General features: G+C 40.6%; 16 protein-coding genes and 1 other RNA gene. 13 read left to right on the top strand and 4 right to left on the bottom strand.

All coding sequences use genetic code 11. The features are described from left to right. Nucleotides 1-42 precede the first annotated feature (42 nt). The 11 genes from aceE (at nucleotide 43) to PROVRUST_RS11405 (ending at nucleotide 14,796) form a co-directional block, all read left to right on the top strand. Nucleotides 43-2,709 carry a pyruvate dehydrogenase (acetyl-transferring), homodimeric type gene (aceE, locus tag PROVRUST_RS11455; protein ID WP_006814982.1) on the top strand — a complete coding sequence of 889 codons (2,667 nt, stop codon included), beginning with the start codon at nucleotides 43-45 and terminating at the stop codon, nucleotides 2,707-2,709. A gap of 13 nt (nucleotides 2,710-2,722) precedes the next feature. Beyond that, nucleotides 2,723-4,585 (top strand): pyruvate dehydrogenase complex dihydrolipoyllysine-residue acetyltransferase, encoded by a 1,863-nt coding sequence (gene aceF, locus PROVRUST_RS11450; protein ID WP_006814981.1) that lies wholly within the window; start codon nucleotides 2,723-2,725, stop codon nucleotides 4,583-4,585. A 205-nt stretch (nucleotides 4,586-4,790) separates the two neighbouring features. Continuing rightward, the gene (gene lpdA, locus PROVRUST_RS11445) at nucleotides 4,791-6,218 is read left to right on the top strand and encodes a dihydrolipoyl dehydrogenase (protein ID WP_039855129.1); all 1,428 of its coding nucleotides are present in this window, start codon (nucleotides 4,791-4,793) and stop codon (nucleotides 6,216-6,218) included. 211 nt (nucleotides 6,219-6,429) lie between these two features. Further along, the gene (locus tag PROVRUST_RS11440; protein ID WP_181875024.1) at nucleotides 6,430-7,773 is read left to right on the top strand and encodes an adhesin; all 1,344 of its coding nucleotides are present in this window, start codon (nucleotides 6,430-6,432) and stop codon (nucleotides 7,771-7,773) included. Beyond that, nucleotides 7,770-8,129, top strand: a complete 360-nt coding sequence (locus PROVRUST_RS11435; RefSeq protein ID WP_006814978.1) for an immunity 8 family protein — start codon at nucleotides 7,770-7,772, stop codon at nucleotides 8,127-8,129. The genes PROVRUST_RS11440 and PROVRUST_RS11435 overlap by 4 nt, the downstream gene beginning before the upstream one ends. 78 nt (nucleotides 8,130-8,207) lie before the next feature. After that, nucleotides 8,208-8,492, top strand: coding sequence for a hypothetical protein (locus PROVRUST_RS11430; RefSeq protein WP_006814977.1), 285 nt, complete (start codon nucleotides 8,208-8,210; stop codon nucleotides 8,490-8,492). A 532-nt stretch (nucleotides 8,493-9,024) separates the two neighbouring features. After that, entirely contained in the window at nucleotides 9,025-11,622 is a 2,598-nt protein-coding gene (acnB, locus tag PROVRUST_RS11425; protein WP_006814976.1) for a bifunctional aconitate hydratase 2/2-methylisocitrate dehydratase, read from the top strand. Nucleotides 11,623-11,752: 130 nt separating this feature from the next. Beyond that, nucleotides 11,753-12,118: a YacL family protein gene (locus PROVRUST_RS11420; protein ID WP_006814975.1), complete on the top strand. Its 366-nt coding sequence runs from the start codon at nucleotides 11,753-11,755 to the stop codon at nucleotides 12,116-12,118. 154 nt (nucleotides 12,119-12,272) lie between these two features. Continuing rightward, the gene (mscS, locus tag PROVRUST_RS11415) at nucleotides 12,273-13,145 is read left to right on the top strand and encodes a small-conductance mechanosensitive channel MscS (RefSeq protein ID WP_006814974.1); all 873 of its coding nucleotides are present in this window, start codon (nucleotides 12,273-12,275) and stop codon (nucleotides 13,143-13,145) included. 189 nt (nucleotides 13,146-13,334) lie between these two features. Then, entirely contained in the window at nucleotides 13,335-13,952 is a 618-nt protein-coding gene (gene argO / locus PROVRUST_RS11410) for an arginine exporter ArgO (protein ID WP_006814973.1), read from the top strand. A gap of 115 nt (nucleotides 13,953-14,067) precedes the next feature. Next, on the top strand, nucleotides 14,068-14,796 hold the full coding sequence (locus PROVRUST_RS11405) for an oxidative stress defense protein (RefSeq protein ID WP_006814972.1): 729 nt from the start codon (nucleotides 14,068-14,070) through the stop codon (nucleotides 14,794-14,796). On the opposite strand, the gene PROVRUST_RS11400 is transcribed toward PROVRUST_RS11405, so the two are convergent. Beyond that, nucleotides 14,793-15,707 carry a LysR family transcriptional regulator ArgP gene (locus PROVRUST_RS11400; protein ID WP_006814971.1) on the bottom strand — a complete coding sequence of 305 codons (915 nt, stop codon included), beginning with the start codon at nucleotides 15,705-15,707 and terminating at the stop codon, nucleotides 14,793-14,795. The genes PROVRUST_RS11405 and PROVRUST_RS11400 overlap by 4 nt on opposite strands. Before the next feature lie 202 nt (nucleotides 15,708-15,909). Between PROVRUST_RS11400 and rpiA the strand changes: the two genes are divergently transcribed. Beyond that, nucleotides 15,910-16,569 carry a ribose-5-phosphate isomerase RpiA gene (gene rpiA / locus PROVRUST_RS11395; RefSeq protein WP_006814970.1) on the top strand — a complete coding sequence of 220 codons (660 nt, stop codon included), beginning with the start codon at nucleotides 15,910-15,912 and terminating at the stop codon, nucleotides 16,567-16,569. Nucleotides 16,570-17,005: 436 nt separating this feature from the next. Then, nucleotides 17,006-18,256, top strand: coding sequence for a phosphoglycerate dehydrogenase (serA, locus tag PROVRUST_RS11390; RefSeq protein WP_006814968.1), 1,251 nt, complete (start codon nucleotides 17,006-17,008; stop codon nucleotides 18,254-18,256). A 52-nt stretch (nucleotides 18,257-18,308) separates the two neighbouring features. On the opposite strand, the gene PROVRUST_RS11385 is transcribed toward serA, so the two are convergent. From PROVRUST_RS11385 to zapA, 3 genes are all read right to left on the bottom strand, one after another. Next, entirely contained in the window at nucleotides 18,309-18,905 is a 597-nt protein-coding gene (locus tag PROVRUST_RS11385) for a 5-formyltetrahydrofolate cyclo-ligase (RefSeq protein WP_006814967.1), read from the bottom strand. A 120-nt stretch (nucleotides 18,906-19,025) separates the two neighbouring features. After that, a non-coding RNA gene (ssrS, locus tag PROVRUST_RS19340) (6S RNA) lies at nucleotides 19,026-19,207 on the bottom strand. A gap of 110 nt (nucleotides 19,208-19,317) precedes the next feature. Then, nucleotides 19,318-19,647: a cell division protein ZapA gene (gene zapA, locus PROVRUST_RS11380; protein ID WP_006814966.1), complete on the bottom strand. Its 330-nt coding sequence runs from the start codon at nucleotides 19,645-19,647 to the stop codon at nucleotides 19,318-19,320. Nucleotides 19,648-19,865: the final 218 nt, after the last annotated feature.

Here is a 19,865-nt window from a genome sequence, read left to right as displayed (position 1 = left end):
CATATTAAACATATAAAATAGATAACAGATAAGGAATACACCATGTCAGATATGTTAAAAAATGACGTGGATCCGATTGAAACTCGCGACTGGCTACAGGCGATTGAATCGGTCATCCGTGAAGAAGGTGTTGATCGTGCTCAGTTTATTATCGAACAGGTATTAAGCGAAGCGCGTAAAGGCGGTGTTAGCATTGCCGCTGGTGCATCGAGTAGTTCTGATTATATCAACACTATTTCTGTTGAAGATGAACCCGCATACCCAGGTAACATGGATTTAGAACGCCGTATTCGTTCTGCAATTCGTTGGAACGCAGTAATGACTGTTCTGCGTGCCTCTAAAAAAGATTTGGAACTGGGTGGCCACATGGCATCATTCCAGTCCGCAGCAACGCTATATGAAGTTTGCTTTAACCACTTCTTCCGTGCTCACAACAATAATGACGGTGGAGACTTAGTCTTCTTCCAAGGTCATATCTCTCCGGGGATCTACGCACGTGCATTCTTAGAAGGTCGTTTAACTGAAGAGCAGATGAATAATTTCCGTCAAGAAATTGGTGGTAAAGGCCTGTCTTCTTATCCTCACCCTAAATTAATGCCTGATTTCTGGCAATTCCCAACTGTATCTATGGGGTTAGGTCCTCTAAATGCGATTTATCAAGCGAAATTCTTGAAATATCTGGATAACCGTGGTCTGAAAGATACTTCAGCACAGCGCGTATATGCGTTCTTAGGTGATGGTGAGATGGATGAGCCTGAATCTAAAGGTGCAATTACGATTGCTACTCGCGATAAATTAGATAATTTGGTATTCGTGATTAACTGTAACTTGCAGCGTCTGGATGGTCCAGTAACAGGTAACGGTAAAATTGTTAACGAATTAGAAGGTATCTTCAGCGGTGCTGGCTGGCAAGTTATCAAAGTTATGTGGGGCGACCGTTGGGATGAGCTGCTACGTAAAGATACCAGCGGTAAACTGGTTCAATTGATGAACGAAACACTTGATGGTGATTACCAGACATTTAAGTCACGCGATGGTGCTTATGTTCGTGAACACTTCTTCAACCGCTACCCAGAAACTGCCGCATTAGTTAAAGACATGACTGATGATGAAATTTGGGCACTGAACCGCGGTGGTCACGATCCGAAGAAAGTGTATGCAGCATTCAAGAAAGCACAAGAAACCAAAGGCAAACCAACTGTTATTTTAGCTCAAACCATCAAAGGTTATGGTATGGGTGAAACTGCAGAAGGTAAAAACATTGCTCACCAAGTTAAGAAAATGAACATGGATGGCGTACGTCACTTCCGTGATCAATTCAATGTGCCAGTTGCTGATGATCAAATCGAAAAACTGCCATTTATCACGTTCGAAAAAGATTCTGAAGAATACAAATATCTGCATGAGCGTCGTCAAGCATTGGGTGGATATTTACCAGCTCGTCGCGCTAAATTTGAAGAGAAACTGGATATTCCAGCTCTGTCTGATTTCAGCCAACTGCTTGAAGAACAATCAAAAGAAATTTCAACAACGATCGCATTTGTTCGTGTTCTGAATGTGATGTTGAAAAACAATTCGATCAAAGAGCGTTTAGTACCAATTATTGCCGATGAGGCTCGTACCTTTGGTATGGAAGGCCTATTCCGTCAAATTGGTATCTACAGTCCTAAAGGTCAGCAATATACTCCACAAGATCGTGAACAAGTTGCTTACTATAAAGAAGACTCTAAAGGTCAAATTCTACAGGAAGGTATCAACGAGTTAGGTGCTGGTTCTTCATGGTTAGCAGCTGCGACTTCATACAGTACTAACAACCTGCCAATGATCCCATTCTATATCTACTACTCAATGTTTGGTTTCCAACGTATTGGCGACTTAATGTGGGCAGCAGGTGACCAACAAGCTCGCGGCTTCCTGATTGGTGGTACTTCAGGACGTACAACACTGAACGGTGAAGGCTTACAGCACGAAGATGGTCATAGTCATATTCAATCACTGACAATTCCTAACTGTATCTCTTATGATCCAGCTTATGCCTATGAAGTTGCTGTTATCATGCAACACGGTTTAGAGCGTATGTATGGTGAGAAACAAGAGAACGTGTATTACTACATCACAACTCTGAACGAAAACTACCATATGCATGCAATGCCGGAAGGTGTGGAAGATGGTATCCGTAAAGGTATCTATAAACTGGCTTCTGTAGAAGGCAGCAAAGGTAAAGTTCAGTTGTTAGGTTCTGGTTCAATGATGCGTCATGTTCGTGAAGCTGCAGATATTCTTGCTGCCGAATATGGCATCGGTTCTGACGTATATAGCGTAACTTCATTCACTGAATTGGCTCGTGATGGTCAAGATTGTGAGCGTTGGAATATGCTGCATCCATCAGCAACTCCACGTGTACCGTATGTTGCTCAAGTTATGAATGATGCACCAGCTGTTGCATCTACTGACTATATGAAACTGTTCGCTGAGCAAATTCGTACCTACGTTCCTGCAACGGAGTACCGTGTACTAGGTACTGATGGTTTCGGTCGTTCTGACAGCCGTGAAAATCTGCGTCACCACTTCGAAGTGGATACAACCTATGTCATCGTTGCAGCGTTAGGTGAATTGGCTAAACGTGGTGAGATTGATGTTAAAGTCGTTGAAGAAGCGATTAAAAAATACAACATCAACCCAGATAAAGTTAACCCACGTTTGGCATAAGAGGTAATAATCAATGTCTATTGAAATTCAAGTGCCAGATATCGGTGCTGATGAAGTTGAAGTCACCGAAGTGATGGTTAAAGTTGGTGATAAAGTAGAGGCTGAGCAATCGCTGATCACTGTTGAGGGTGATAAAGCTTCTATGGAAGTCCCATCTCCACAAGCGGGTGTGGTTAAAGAAATTAAAATTGCAGTAGGTGACAAAGTCACTACTGGCAAACTAATCATGATTTTTGATTCTGCAGAGGGCGCATCTGTGCCAGCTGTAGAGGCAGCAGCCCCTGCGGTAGCACCAGCAGCACCAACTGCGGCAGCACTGAAAGAAGTCGCTGTACCTGATATTGGTGGTGATGAAGTTGAAGTTACTGAAATCATGGTTAAAGTTGGTGATGCAATCACGGCTGAACAATCTCTGATTACCGTTGAAGGCGATAAAGCGTCAATGGAAGTACCTGCACCATTTGCTGGTACGGTTAAAGAGATCAAGATTGCGACTGGCGATAAAGTCAAAACTGGCTCGTTGATCATGGTATTTGAAGTTGCTGGCGCTGCACCTGCGGCAGCGGTTTCCGCACCAGCACCTGCAGCGGCACCAACAGCATCTGCAATCAAAGATGTTAATGTACCTGATATCGGTGGCGATGAAGTTGAAGTCACTGAAGTGATGGTAAAAGTTGGCGATACCGTAACGGCTGAACAATCTTTAATCACTGTTGAAGGCGATAAGGCTTCAATGGAGGTACCAGCACCATTCGCAGGTACAGTTAAAGAAATCAAGATTGCGACTGGCGATAAAGTCAAAACTGGCTCATTAATCATGACCTTTGAGGTAGCGGGTGCAGCACCTGCACCTACGGCGCCTCCTGCTTCTGCACCAGTTGCAGCTCCAGCAGCAGCGCAGGTAGCCTCTGCCCCAGCTAAAGCCGCTGATAGCAAAAATGAATTTGTTGAGAACGATGCATATATTCATGCAACACCAGTTATTCGCCGTTTAGCGCGTGAATTTGGCGTTAACTTGGCGAAAGTTAAAGGTACAGGTCGTAAAGGTCGTATCTTACGTGAAGACGTTCAAGCTTACGTTAAAGATGCTATCAAGCGTGCTGAAGCTCCAGCAGCAGCGGGTGGCGGTTTACCGGGTATGTTGCCATGGCCGAAAATTGATTACAGCAAATTTGGTGAAGTTGAAGAAGTTGAACTGGGTCGTATCCAGAAGATTTCTGGCGCTAACCTGAGCCGTAACTGGGTCATGATCCCTCACGTAACGCTGATGGAAGAAGTGGATACTACTGAAGTTGAAGAGTTCCGTAAGCAGCAGAACAAAGAAGCTGAGAAGAAAAAACTGGATGTGAAAATCACTCCACTGGTCTTCGTGATGAAAGCGGTTGCTCGTGCTCTGGAAGAAATGCCACGCTTCAACAGCTCTATTTCAGAAGATGCACAGCGTCTGTTCCTGAAAAAATATATCAACATCGGTATCGCTGTAGATACACCAAATGGCTTAGTGGTTCCTGTTTTCAAAGACGTGAACAAAAAAGGTATTATGGAGTTATCTCGTGAGCTGGGTGAAGTGTCTAAGAAAGCGCGTGCAGGTAAACTGACTGCGGCTGATATGCAAGGCGGTTGCTTCACTATCTCTAGCTTAGGTGGTATCGGAACTACCGGTTTTGCACCAATTGTGAATGCGCCAGAAGTGGCAATTATGGGTCTGTCTCGCTCTTCTATCAAACCAGTTTGGAATGGTAGTGAGTTTGTTCCACGCCTGATCCTGCCAATGTCTCTGTCATTTGACCACCGTGTGATTGATGGCGCTGATGGTGCGCGTTTCATCACGTTAGTTGGACAACTGATGAGCGATATTCGCCGTCTGGTAATGTAACTAATAAGACCGGTCAATTGACCGGTCTGTTTTATTTAGGCTGGGGCGGAGTTTTTCGCTGTTGCAACGAAAGGTTGGGAGTTACATCACGTATTCAGCCTTTTCAGGATGTTAACAATTCTGTAAACTGCTTGCGGTGTGTACTTTACCAGTGGAAAATTCGTTTATTCGGCGGCCCCGCTGGACAAAACAAAAAGAGGTCATGATGAGTACTGAAATTAAAGCCCAAGTCGTTGTGCTTGGTGCAGGCCCTGCAGGGTATTCTGCGGCTTTCCGTTGCGCTGACTTAGGTTTAGAGACTGTTTTGGTAGAGCGTTATTCAACTCTAGGTGGAGTTTGTTTAAACGTAGGTTGTATCCCTTCTAAAGCATTATTACACGTTGCTAAAGTTATCGAAGAAGCTAAAGCATTAGCTGAGCACGGTATCGTGTTTGGTGAGCCAAAAACGGATATCTCCAAAGTTCGCCTGTGGAAAGAAAAAGTTATCACCCAACTGACAGGTGGTTTAGCTGGTATGGCTAAAGGCCGTAAAGTTAATGTTGTTAACGGTCTAGGTAAATTCACTGGCGCTAACACTCTGGTTGTTGAAGGTGAAAACGGCAGCACCACTATCAATTTTGATAATGCGATCATTGCAGCGGGTTCACGTCCAATTGAATTACCATTTATTCCTCATGAAGATCCACGTGTTTGGGATTCAACTGATGCATTAGAACTGAAAGAAGTTCCTGAGCGTCTGCTGGTTATGGGTGGCGGTATCATCGGACTAGAGATGGGTACTGTTTACCATGCACTAGGTTCTCAAATTGATGTGGTTGAAATGTTTGACCAAGTTATCCCTGCGGCAGATAAAGATGTGGTTAAAGTATTCACAAAACAAATCAGCAAAAAATTCAACTTACTGTTAGAAACTAAAGTTACCGCTGTTGAAGCAAAAGAAGACGGTATCTATGTTTCTATGGAAGGTAAAAAAGCGCCAGCAGAGCCACAACGTTACGACGCTGTGTTAGTTGCAATTGGTCGCGTACCTAACGGTAAGAACTTAGACGCAGGTAAAGCAGGCGTTGAAGTTGATGATCGTGGTTTCATCCATGTTGATAAACAAATGCGTACTAACGTACCGCACATCTTTGCTATCGGTGACATCGTTGGTCAACCAATGCTGGCTCACAAAGGTGTTCACGAAGGCCACGTTGCAGCAGAAGTTATCTCTGGTCTGAAACACTACTTCGATCCAAAAGTGATTCCATCAATCGCTTATACTGAACCAGAAGTTGCATGGGTTGGTTTAACTGAGAAAGAAGCGAAAGAGAAAAACATCAGCTACGAAACAGCAACATTCCCATGGGCTGCATCAGGTCGTGCAATTGCATCTGACTGCTCTGAAGGTATGACTAAGCTGATTTTCGATAAGCAATCTAACCGTATTATCGGTGGTGCAGTTGTTGGTGTTAACGGTGGCGAATTACTTGGCGAAATCGGCCTAGCGATCGAAATGGGTTGTGATGCTGAAGATTTAGCATTGACTATCCATGCTCACCCAACACTGTACGAATCAATTGGTATGGCGGCAGAGATCTACGAAGGTAGCATCACTGACTTACCAAACGCAAAAGCGAAAAAGAAAAAGTAATTTTCTTTTTTAGCGAAAAGTAAGCGAATCGAAGACCAAAGCAGAAATGTTTTGGTCTTTTTTATTTTAATTAATAAACAGTATTAACTTATTTTCTTAATTATATAAATATTATAATTGCTATAATTTTAGTATTTACACTTGGTTGACTATAAAAAATTTTAAATTTAACTTCTTTGCTGTTTTTTAAATAACAACAAGGATGTTAATTATGCTCTATATAGATACAATGACTGTTTATGCTAATCCAGCCCCTTTTAATTTTACTGATATAACGAATGATGATTTTTTTAATGGTGATTATGCTTTTAATAATAATAGTATAAATGATCAATATGACCATTTGAAGACTATCACAAGGCTTATAGAAAATGATAATTATAGGCCGGAGATATCTAGAGATAGAGATGTAAATCGAGAAAATATAGTATCAGAAGATACAGTAAATACACCATTGCCATCACCACAAGAACTATCTCTTCAGGAAAAATTAATATTAAATCATCAGGAGATTTCAAATAAAATAAGCGAGCTAAAAGAAGAAAAAAGTAATTTAGAGAAAAGCTATGAATGGAAATTTATGACTGACCCGGAGAGATACCCATGTAATTATCAATGGGTTTTTAAAGCGTCAGATCTTAATATCACTACAAATGTTAGATTTAGTTCAATACAAGATAGAGATCGCTTACTTTCAGATAATTTTGATGATAGACCTATAGATATACCAAAATTAAATTTTTTTGATCCTAAACCTTTTTATAATGCCATTGAGAGAAATGCAGAATTATCAGCAAGAAATTATCTGCTAGCAACTCAGGAAAGACATACTAGACTAACAAAAGAAATTCAGTCTAATGAAAGTGAATTAAGAAACATTAAAATTAGCTTTACTGAAAGCAGTCTATTAACAATTCCAACACCGGTAATCCCTGTACACAATGGAAGCTCCGTATCTGATGAAAAAATAAGAATAGATTCCAATTTTGCTCAAGCAATTGAAAATAAGCTTAATGCGGCTGGCGATAAACTAGCAGAAACATTTGAATGTACCTTTGGATTTGCTTGTGCATCGGATTTGGATAAGGGAGCTAAAAATCCCAATCTTGGAAAAGATCTTTCAAATTCAGATAAAGTTGAATTAGGTGGCACTGGTTCAGGCACACCGGATGGCTGGGGGCCTGAGGATGAAGCTCATTCAAGAGTTCAAAATTATGCCCACGAAAAAATAAATTTAAATCGTAATGTAATGCCTATAGAAGAAGGAATTGGTATATTAAGAGATGCAGCTAGAGGTAATAAAGGAAATTTTAACTTAGGACAGGCAACATCTGAAAATGCCAACATTCTTGGAGAAGCATGGGTAGGTAATGGATTCAGAGTTTCTAGGGATGGTACTTCTTGGGTTAGCTCAGATGGACTTAGAATTTATCGCCCACCTTCATTTAAGCCTAATAGTCAGTATTCAACTACGGGTATTCAAGCAAATTTTGAGCAAAAATTAACACCAACGGGTAGGCCTATTAGTAATGGACACTTGGATATCATAAAATGAACATAAAACTGAAATCACTTAGATCTCTTGAATTAGAAGATAGCCTAGTTTGTTATTGGCCAGACAATCCTAAAAACTTTGGTAGTTGGGTTCGTACGATGATTGGGCCCGAAAATCATGAAGGTGCTGAATCATTTGATTGGTTTATATGCACTCCAAATTGGCTTCAACAAGAGTTAATCAAGAATAATGTATTATTTGGAAAAGGGATGATTATCGTTGCAGAATATGACTATGATCAAATATTAACTCAGCTAGAACAAAAAATTAGGTTATGTGATGATTCTGATTGGTCAAAAGCATCACTAAAATTAAGTCGCTTTAGCTTTTGGGAATATGAGGATTATCAAGGATAGAATACTTCAGATATTAGAATGTGAGAGATATATTCTAACTTTATTATAGAGTTCTATATTCTTAATAGATGATTTTTCATGAATATAAACCTCAATGTACTTGAAGAGATAATCAATACAATCTTCGATGAAATGAAAAAGCATGGAATAGAGAGCATTAAGCTGGATTCTGATTTTTATTGGAATGTACCATCTGAATCTCTTTATAACATTTATAATGATCCACAGCAGCTAGATATAGGGCAGCTAGAAGATGACTATAAGATGCTATGCGAGGCTAAAGAAAAAGATATTTTAGTCCGCTACAATTTAAAAAATATCTCAGCGATTCTTCGCTACTTAGCTGAAAATGAACCTAACTAATTAACATTAGTTATGACTCAGAGCCTAGATCTTCGTAGGCTCTTTTTTATTACTTCCCTTCAATAATCTGGTTGAACTAAAAAGACCAATTAACCCCATAAAATCCTTTAAGAAAATTTAAACCAATCGCAATGATTTGCCTTATCAATTAGTAAGATAAATAAAAATGAGTTATTAAATATAATTTGTGATAAGGGATGGAAAAAAACACTAATTAGGGTGCTTTAAGTCGTAAAATGGATTATAAAAAGTAGGGTTTTATGAGTTTTTTATGATGGATTATGATATTTCAAGCTTAAAAATCACCCGAAATTGATGTTAACGGGTAAAGTTAGTAGATGAATGTTGCTTTATTGTGAATGAATTAACATTACGTTTAAATTCTGCTATGCTGATCGCCCGAAGCTGGACATAATTTTATCGCCATTGAGATTATGTGAGCAAATTCCTCTGACCTGGCACCGGATGATAATTTTGTCAGAATGGTGCAGACAGCCGGGTATATAAATAACAAAGAAGCGAGGAGAACGTCGTGCTAGAAGAATACCGTAAGCACGTAGCCGAGCGTGCCGCTCAAGGGATTGTCCCTAAGCCATTAGATGCGTCACAGGTAGCTGCACTGGTAGAGTTACTGAAAAACCCACCCAAAGGTGAAGAAGATTTCTTGTTAGACCTGCTCACCAACCGAGTTCCCCCAGGTGTTGATGAAGCCGCGTACGTTAAAGCTGGATTTTTAGCCGCAATTGCAAAAGGTGAAACATCCTCCCCTCTTATCTCCCCTGAAAAAGCAATCGAACTGCTAGGCACCATGCAGGGTGGATACAATATTCACGCACTGATCGATGCGCTGGATGACGCTAAATTAGCGCCTATCGCAGTCAAAGCACTTTCCCACACCTTATTGATGTTCGATAACTTCTATGATGTAGAAGAAAAAGCTAAAGCTGGAAATACCTATGCGAAACAGGTTATCGAATCATGGGCTAATGCAGAGTGGTTTAAAGAACGTCCAGCATTAGCTGAAAAAATGACAGTAACCGTCTTTAAAGTGACGGGTGAAACCAACACCGATGACTTATCACCAGCTCCAGATGCGTGGTCTCGTCCAGATATTCCTCTGCATGCTTTAGCGATGCTGAAAAACGCGCGTGAGGGTATCGTCCCTGATGAGGCTGGCAATGTAGGTCCGATTAAGCAAATTGAAGAGCTGGCTAAAAAAGGTTTCCCACTAGCCTATGTTGGTGATGTTGTCGGTACTGGCTCTTCACGTAAATCAGCAACTAACTCCGTACTGTGGTTTATGGGTGACGATATTCCATTCGTGCCAAATAAACGCGGTGGCGGTGTGGTGCTTGGTGGAAAAATTGCACCAATCTTCTTTAACACTATGGAAGATGCGGGAGCATTACCAATTGAAGTTGATGTTTCTAAGTTGAATATGGGTGATGTCATTGATATCTATCCGTATAAAGGCGAAGTTCGTAACCACGAAACTAACGAATTACTAGAATCATTTGAGTTAAAAACTGATGTATTAATTGATGAAGTCCGTGCTGGTGGTCGTATCCCTCTGATTATCGGTCGTGGGTTAACAACCAAAGCGCGTGAATCATTAGGTTTGGGCGCAACAGATATTTTCCGTCAAGCTAAACCGGTTGCACAAAGCAATCGTGGCTACTCATTAGCACAAAAAATGGTAGGTCGTGCTTGTGGTCGTCAGGGAATTCGTCCTGGTGAATATTGCGAGCCAAAAATGACTTCAGTCGGTTCTCAAGATACAACCGGTCCAATGACGCGTGATGAATTGAAGGACTTAGCATGCTTAGGGTTCTCTGCGGATCTTGTCATGCAGTCATTCTGTCACACTGCCGCGTATCCAAAACCTGTTGATGTGACCACGCACCATACTTTACCTGATTTCATTATGAATCGTGGTGGGGTTTCTCTGCGTCCCGGTGACGGTATTATCCACTCATGGTTAAACCGTATGTTGTTGCCAGATACGGTCGGTACTGGTGGAGACTCTCATACTCGTTTCCCTATTGGTATATCTTTCCCTGCGGGTTCTGGCCTAGTAGCCTTTGCTGCCGCAACAGGGGTGATGCCACTGGATATGCCTGAATCTGTATTGGTTCGCTTTAAAGGTCAAATGCAACCGGGTATCACATTACGTGACCTCGTTCATGCGATCCCTCTGTATGCCATCAAAGATGGTTTGCTGACGGTTGAGAAAAAAGGTAAGAAAAACATTTTCTCTGGTCGTATTCTGGAAATTGAAGGTTTACCTGAGCTGAAAGTTGAACAAGCTTTTGAACTTGCGGATGCTTCAGCGGAGCGCTCTGCGGCTGGTTGTACGATCAAGCTGGATAAAGACCCAATCATTGAATATCTACAATCTAACATCGTTCTGTTGAAATGGATGATCGCGGAAGGTTACGGTGACCGTCGTACGCTGGAACGTCGTATTAAAGGCATGGAAAATTGGTTAGCGAATCCGGAGCTACTGGAAGGTGACGCTGATGCAGAATATGCCGCTGTGATTGAAATCGACCTGAGTGAGATCAAAGAGCCAATTCTGTGTGCACCTAATGACCCTGATGATGCTCGCTTACTGTCTGATGTTCAAAATGAAAAAATCGATGAAGTCTTTATCGGTTCTTGCATGACTAACATTGGTCACTTCCGTGCTGCAGGTAAATTATTAGATACGCATAAAGGTCAATTACCGACGCGTTTATGGGTTGCGCCACCAACGAAAATGGATGCAGCACAGTTAACTGAAGAAGGTTATTACAGTGTATTTGGTAAGAGTGGAGCACGCATTGAAGTTCCAGGTTGCTCTTTGTGTATGGGGAACCAAGCACGAGTAGCCGACGGTGCGACAGTAGTTTCTACTTCAACCCGTAACTTCCCTAACCGTTTAGGAACAGGTGCTAACGTATATCTGGCTTCAGCGGAGTTGGCAGCGGTTGCATCTTTGTTAGGTCGTTTACCAACACCTGCAGAATACCAACAGTTTATGAATAAAGTCGATGAAACGGCAGAAGATACCTACCGTTATCTGAATTTTGACCGACTGGATCAATACACTGAGAAAGCCGATGGTGTGATTTTTCAAACCACAGTTTAATTAGTCAGTAAAACTACTCAAAGGCTCCCCTTGTGGAGCCTTTTGCTTTTTTGAGGCAATAAAACCACTCTCCTATATTCCTTATCTCGCGTTATACTGAAATAAAGACGCAAAGTGTGAGGTATTGCATATGGACTATCAATTTTTGAAAGACATTACAGGAAGTATTACAGCCAAATTTTCAATGGATCATGAAGCTATTGGCTATTGGTTAAATGAGGAAATTAAAAATGACCTCAGTTTATTGGATACCATCGCAGAAAATTATGAATTGATAAAAGGCACGGAAAATCAGTGGGAATTTATTGGGCACGAGTACACTTTGATTTTAGACGACGAAGAAGTGATGATCCGTGCTAACCAACTGGTTTTTGAAACCGAGGGACTTGAAGAGGGTATGAGCTACTATGACAATGAAAGCATTGCATTTTGTGGCGTTGATGACTTCTTCGGAATGTTAGATGACTATCGAGAATTTGTTATTGAAAATCGGTGAAATTACATTTCAGTATCAATTTATTTTATATTTTTACATTTTATAGCTATTATTTTGAATGTATTGCTCAATGAGTTAATAAGAGTTCTTTGGATGAAGAATCTAATTGAAAGAGCCTGATTAGGCTAAATTTTAAATTAAAAAGGATAAGTATATGAATACTGATGATGTTACAGGTGCCTTGAATGATGCCACAAGTTGGTTTGTTGCTAATCAAGATCTGTTAATCCAGTATATCGTCAATATCGTTTCTGCAGTCGTGATTCTGATTGTAGGTATGATGATAGCGAAGTGGGTTAGTCGCGGATTAAATCGTGTAATGACCTTAAGAGGAATTGACGCAACAGTTAGCGAATTCTTGTCTGCTATTGCACGTTACACGATTATTGCTTTCACCTTGATTGCTGTTCTGGGCAAAATTGGCGTACAAACAGCGTCTGTCATTGCCGTCATGGGTGCTGCCGGTTTAGCCGTTGGTTTAGCATTACAAAACTCATTAGGTAACTTTGCAGCTGGCGTTTTACTCGTAGTCTTTAGACCGCTAAAAGCGGGTGAGTTTGTTAAAATTGGTGCGATTGACGGTACAGTACAAAGTGTACAAATTTTCTCAACAACACTAAAAACGGCGGATGACCGTATTGTCGTTATCCCAAACGGTAAAATTATTGGTGACAGTATCATCAACGTCACTCGTGAACCGAATCGCCGTCAAGATATCATTGTTGGTGTAGCTTATGATTCTGATATTGATACAGTTAAAAAAATATTAGGTGACATTGTTGCAGCAGACAAACGAATTATGCACGATTTAGGTGTGACCATTCGTTTAAATGAAATGGCGCCATCTTCATTAAACTACCTTGTTCGTTTTTGGACTGTTAACGGTGATACTTGGCCTGTTTATTGGGATTTAATGGAAAACTTTAAACGTGCGTTAGACAAGCATAATATTGGTATTCCATTCCCTCAAATGGATGTACATTTACATCAAGCCAATACGACCGTAAAAAGTATTTCAGCTGAATAAACTATCATGGTTTAAATAGAAAATGGCGCTAATTTAAATAGCGCCATTTTTTTATCTGTATTTATCCCCGTTCAGACAGTCATTCTTATCAGTATTGCTTATGGTCTATTAGATTTAATCATTTTCGCTAATAATTTTTTATCGATATTATTCCTTAAAATTAAATGAATAATTATTTTGGAAAATTGCATGTTTACGATTTATATTCAGGGGGCTCTGTTAGGGGCTGCAATGATATTGCCATTAGGTCCACAAAATGCATTTGTGTTGCAGCAAGGTAGCCGTAAGCAATTTCATCTAATGAGTGCATTATTATGCGCATTAAGTGACACGATTTTAATCATCGCAGGTGTCTTTGGGGGAAGTGCATTATTAAGTCAGTCTGAATTATTAATGACATTGATTACTTGGGCTGGAGTTGTATTTTTAGTTTGGTACGGTTACGGCGCATTTCGTACCGCAATAACTCCCGATGATTCCGTGTTACAGCTAGAGGGTAGAGTGATCACTCGATGGAAAGTGATTGCGACGTTATTTGCTGTAACCTGGCTAAATCCCCATGTCTACTTAGATACGTTTGTTGTATTGGGTAGTGTTGGTGGTCAGCTTGAAAGCCAATTACGTCCATGGTTTACAGCTGGAGCGTTGACGGCATCATTTATTTGGTTTTTCCTATTGGCAATGTTAGCAGCTTGGTTTTCTCCTATACTGAATAAGCCTCGTTCCCAGCGGATTATTAATCTCTTCGTTGGATGCGTAATGTGGTTTATTGCATTCCAATTAGCAAAACATGGGTTGGGATATTAATTAGCACTATTCTGAGTCGAAGTTTAAGTTGAGTGTGATAATGTAAAACCTATTCAAAGGAAGTTTATGATGAACTTTCTTTATATTGTAGAGAAAAATACCATTGGGAGGTTCTGTGAAATTAAAATCTATCGTTGTTGCTGCCCTATTAGCGGGTCTTGCGGTTCCTACCTTGTCTCTGGCGAATGCGGTACCTGAAGGACCACATATCTCGACATCCGGCAATGCAGCAATTAAAGTGGCTCCAGATATGGCGACATTAAATATTAATGTTGAAGTCACAAATAAAGATGCGGCGGCAGCTAAGGCTGAAGCAGACAAACGAGTCGCACAATACTATGAATTTTTAAAGAAAAATGGTATTGAAAAGCAGGATATTAATGCAGCAAATGTGCGTATTCAACCTCGTTATGATTACGGTAAAATGTCAAAACCAACATTGACTGGTTATACTGCAGTGCGTTCTGTTGAGGTCAAGGTTACTAAGCTGGAGCAACTTAATACATTATTGGATGGAGCATTATCTGCGGGATTAAATGAGATTAATTCTGTGCAGTTTGGGGTTAATAATCCACAAAAATATCGTGATGAAGTTCGAAGCCAAGCGATGAATAATGCTAAGCAGCAAGCTGAAGCGTTAGCTAAAGGCTTTAATACTCAATTAGGCCCAATTTATAGTATCAATTATAATGCGCCATCAGCGGTACCTTATCCTATGGCTTTAAGAAGTTCTGCAGGAAGTATGAAAGCGGCTGCTCAAGATCTCAATGTTGATGAGACCTATGAGCAACAAAGCATTGATTTTAACGATCAAGTTGACGTGGTATTTGAAATTAAGCGTTAATCTTCCGCGAGAATTTCATTATCTTGCTTTAACATCTGGCGCCCAGTTTTGAGTAGGGCGTCAGTGACTTTTTTCATTGTCCGACTTTCTGGTGCAAAACGATGCCAGTATAGCATACGTCGCTGGCATAGCCCTGGCGTTAAATCTACTAATTCACCGTGTTCTAATTCATTTGCAATTTGCAGGTGCGGGATCATACAGCACGTTGAGCCTTGCTTTGCCAATTGAACAAAAGCTTCTGATGAGTTAACGATATGGCAAGGGACACTTCCCGGTGATAGCCCAAAATTTTGTTGGAGAAACGCTTGGTGCATATCATCTAAATGGTCAAATGCAACTGCTGGAGCTTTGAGTAATGATGAGCGAGTAACGCCATCAGGAAAATATTTAGCAGCGAAGTCAGGGGAGGCGACGAAAATATAATCTAACGCCCCCAGCTTATCAACAAGGCAGCCGGGTAAAGCTTGGGGTTGAATACTGATAGCGCCAACCACTTCTCCGCGTCTTAAGCGTTCTTGGGTTCGAGTTTCATCTTCCACTTGGATATTCAAGCGAATAGGGGTGCTCCCTAATACAGGATTCAATGCAGGTAAAAACCATGTCGCTAAACTATCGGCGTTGACCGCTAAGGAAAGAAGCAGTGGTGTCGAGCCACCATTTTCATCACCAAGCCATTGTTCTTCGAGTAATTCAACTTGATGAAGCAAGGCGAGCAGTTTTTGCCCCTGTTCGGTTGGGTGTGGAGGAACAGTGCGCACAAGTAATGGTTGCCCAAAAAGATTCTCTAATTGCTTGATTCTTTGAGAAACTGCAGATTGGGTAATACATAATTTTTGTGCTGCTCGTTCAAACCCGCGTTCACGAATGACGGCATCCAGTGCTTGCAAGGCGCGATAATCAGGGCGCTTCATCAAAAACTCTCCTTCTTGTTATTCTGTCGGTCACTATGCCATATTTTTGCGGATAACACTGCAAATATTCCTATAGGTTACTTTTTCATAAGAAGTAGAGCACAAACCCCGATAACAATACTGCAACTTGCCAGATGTCCGGTATATACTATTCACCATCCCCATTTAATGACGACTCAATATATCAGCATAAGGCATTAGCATGACTCAGGATGAATTAAAGAAAGCAGTTGGTTGGGCAGCACTCGAATATGTTAAACCTGGCACCATTGTCGGTGTTGGCACGGGCTCAACAGCCTCCCACTTTATTGATGCACTAGCCACAATGAAAGGGCAAATAGAAGGAGCTGTTTCTAGCTCAGAAGCTTCAACTCAAAAACTCAAATCTTTGGGTATTCCTGTTTTTGATTGCAATAACGTTGATTCTTTAGACGTTTATGTTGATGGTGCAGATGAAGTTGATAACAACATGAATATGATCAAAGGCGGTGGTGCAGCATTAACACGCGAAAAAATTGTTTCTGCAATTGCAAAAACGTTTGTCTGTATTGTTGACCAATCTAAGCTAGTGGATGTTTTAGGTAAATTTCCTTTACCCGTTGAAGTCATTCCTATGGCGCGTAGTTATGTTGCTCGTGAATTGGTTAAACTGGGCGGTCAACCTGTTTACCGTGAGAATGTAATTACTGATAATGGTAATGTGATTTTAGATGTTCATAATTTAAAAATTCTAGACCCTGTTGCGTTAGAAAACAAAATTAATGGCATTGCTGGAGTGGTGACGGTTGGTCTGTTTGCAAATCGTGGAGCGGATGTTGTCTTAATGGGCACGGCCGAAGGCGTAAAAACCATTAAGTTATAATTTTCATCTCACTTAAGGATAAGCCAGTCAGCGATAGAGCGGCTGGCTTATTTTTTATATAGATGTGGATGTTACTAGCGATATTTATAAATATTCACGATTTTTAAATTATTTTATTTTTTTTTATTTGTTATTATTTTGGTGATATATCTCACACAAATGTCCATTGCATGGGCAAAATCCTTATTTTGTGTTACCGCGTCAGATTTTCCACCACATAACTTCTTTTTCTTTACACTTTTTAGCATGACTAAAGCAATCGATTGTATTGCTACTGTGCTGGATTTTGCTATGTTGGTATTCTCACTTTATTTCAAGCTGCATGTGAGGAGTCCCGTAAGGTGCCTCTACTTAATCATTTACGTGCATCTTGAATTATTTTGAGTTAATACTGAAATTAATCTGTCATAAATTTAAGTGCGATAGGGTAAGGTAAATGGTCAAGGTATCTTTGCAGAAAGACAAAATAAAATTTTTACTGCTTGAAGGTGTTCACCAAAGTGCTGTGGATAACCTAAAAGCGGCGGGTTACACCAATATCGAATATCACAAAAGCGCGTTATCAGACGAAGAATTAAAAGAAGCAATTAAAGACGCTCGTTTTGTTGGTATCCGTTCTCGTACTCATTTGACGGAAGAGATTTTTGCTTGCGCTGAAAAACTGGTTGCAGTGGGTTGCTTCTGTATCGGAACCAACCAAGTTGACCTAGAGGCTGCGGCAAAACGCGGTATTCCTGTTTTTAATGCGCCATTCTCCAATACCCGTTCCGTGGCGGAAATGGTGCTCGGTCAATTATTACTGTTGTTACGCAGAATTCCTGAAGCGAATATGCAGGCTCACCGTGGTATCTGGGAAAAACAAGCCAAAGGTTGTTTTGAAGCTCGTGGTAAACGTTTAGGAATAGTTGGTTACGGGCATATCGGTACTCAGTTAGGTATTTTAGCTGAAGGTATCGGGATGGATGTTTACTTCTATGATATTGAAAACAAATTACCACTAGGTAATGCGACTCAGGTTCGTTCTTTACCTGAATTGCTGAAAATGAGTGATGTGGTTAGTTTGCATGTACCTGAAACGTTCAGTACCAAGAACATGATCGCTAAAGAGCAATTTGATCAAATCAAGCAAGGGGCAATATTCATTAATGCTTCTCGTGGTACGGTTGTAGATATTTCTGCATTGAGTGCAGCATTAGAAAGTAAGAAACTTTCTGGTGCGGCTGTAGATGTATTCCCAACGGAGCCTGCGGCTAATAATGATCCAAATGACCCATTTATTTCTGAACTGATTAAATTCGATAACGTCATTCTGACGCCGCATATTGGTGGCTCAACTGAAGAAGCGCAAGAGAATATTGGTTTAGAAGTTGCAAGCAAACTAGCGAAGTATTCAGATAACGGCTCAACATTATCTGCGGTTAACTTCCCAGAGGTTTCTCTGCCAGTACATACGGATGATAATAACCGTTTACTGCATATTCATGAAAACCGTCCAGGAATGATGAATAGCATCAACCAAGTGTTTACTGATAACAATATTAACGTCGTTGGACAATATCTGCGTACGTCAGGTAATGTCGGTTATGTTGTGATTGATGTTATGACTCAATCTCCAGGGCAAGCGGATGAAGTCTTGCTGAAATTAAAATCTCTACCAGGCACAATTCGTGCGCGTTTACTGTTTTAATCTAATTTAATTAATTCAGTCTATATGGTGCTGGTCATGTTAAGGTTTAGCCTTAAATCGACCAGTGCCATATTTTTTTTGGGGTAATAATTTCCGGTAATGGAATATCCCAATGAGCGGTTGGTAGATTATCAACTTGCTGGCAATCGTGAGCGAGTCCTATAGGGAAAAATCCCGTTTTCTGCCAGTTGGCTAGCGTCCTATCATAAAACCCGCCCCCCATTCCTAAACGCTGACCTTGGGTATCAAAAGCCACTAGCGGCACCATCATAATATCTAATTTTTCAATGGGGAGAACATCCAGCACATTTAGCGGTGGCTCTTCAATATTGAACTTATTTTTAACTAACACTGTTTCTGGGGTGTAGCGTAAAAACAATAAATGGTGAGGACTGAAAGGGTGAATGACAGGAAGATAAACTTGTTTTCCATTTTGCCATAGCGTGTGAATTAATGGGCGAGTATCAATTTCCCCATCAAATGAAAGGAACAGAGCGATAGTGTTGGCTTGAGAAATTTTAGGATGGTTCAAGATATGTTGGATAATTTTCTGTGCTGCATCACTTTGTATTTCGGCGCTAAGTTTACGCCTAGCTTCACGAATTGATTTACGAATTTGTTGGCGCTGAGATTGGAGAGTATCAGTCATAATCAGTCCCTTTGATGAAAGGCAAAAAGTCTGAAAATCAGTATATCGTAACTGACGATAATGAATAGGTTGGCAGGTGTTTTATTCGATAACACAGAGAAATACAAAGAATAAAAAAGGGAGGTCTCCAAGATGCCGTTGTAGGCTGTAACCCTTGAACCCTTGGTTCAAGGTGAACGCGATTTCGCAACCTTTAGGCTTCCTGACGAATCAGGCATGCTCACCAGCGCAATAACCACATTCTGTTTGGTATGAAATATCGGCTCAGGGGACTGACCCACTGACTAGCATCTCAGAGAAATTTGTTTTGAGTACTTGCGTTACCCAGTGATTTCATTCTACAAAATTAGATTAGAAATGCAACCTAATTTTTTGTTTTCTTTTTTCACTAGTGATTGATTAATAAGCGTATTTACTCTAGGGGCAATACTCGCCTCTCAGTGATCTTCACCTGATCATGCAACGCTTGCTCAATTGTCTGTTGCAAGACTTTTATCTTCTCTTCCATATTATAAGCATAATCGCGAGTTTTTGTCTTTTCTTGTGCTAATTCGTGACAGACATTCAATGCCACAATAAAAATCAGCTGCTCAGTATTCGTTACACCGCTTCTATCTTTCAGATTTTGTAAACGATTTTCTAACTCTTTAGCTGACTCTAGCAGTGCTTCTTTTTGCTCAATTGGGCAATTTACTCGCATAGAGCGCCCAAAAATCTGAATATCAACGGGTTGTGCTGACATGATTCCTCCATACTAAATCAATTTCGCCAATAAAATACGGGCAATTTGGCGTAAATGTTGTTAATTTGCGCATAGCTTATACTGAGATAGGCAGTGGCGTTATATTATTAGTGTAGAATAAAAATAAACTAATAATAACTCAGACAAAAAAAGCAGGCTGGTCTAGCGGCTATCCTTGGTGGTAGCATATCACGAATCACAAGCTAACATGACGAATT

The sequence above is a fragment of the Providencia rustigianii DSM 4541 genome (assembly GCF_000156395.1).
In the GTDB taxonomy this organism is placed as follows: domain Bacteria; phylum Pseudomonadota; class Gammaproteobacteria; order Enterobacterales; family Enterobacteriaceae; genus Providencia; species Providencia rustigianii.
The sequence above is the reverse complement of the archived record's forward strand: the minus strand, read 5'-3'. Positions and strand labels throughout refer to the sequence as shown.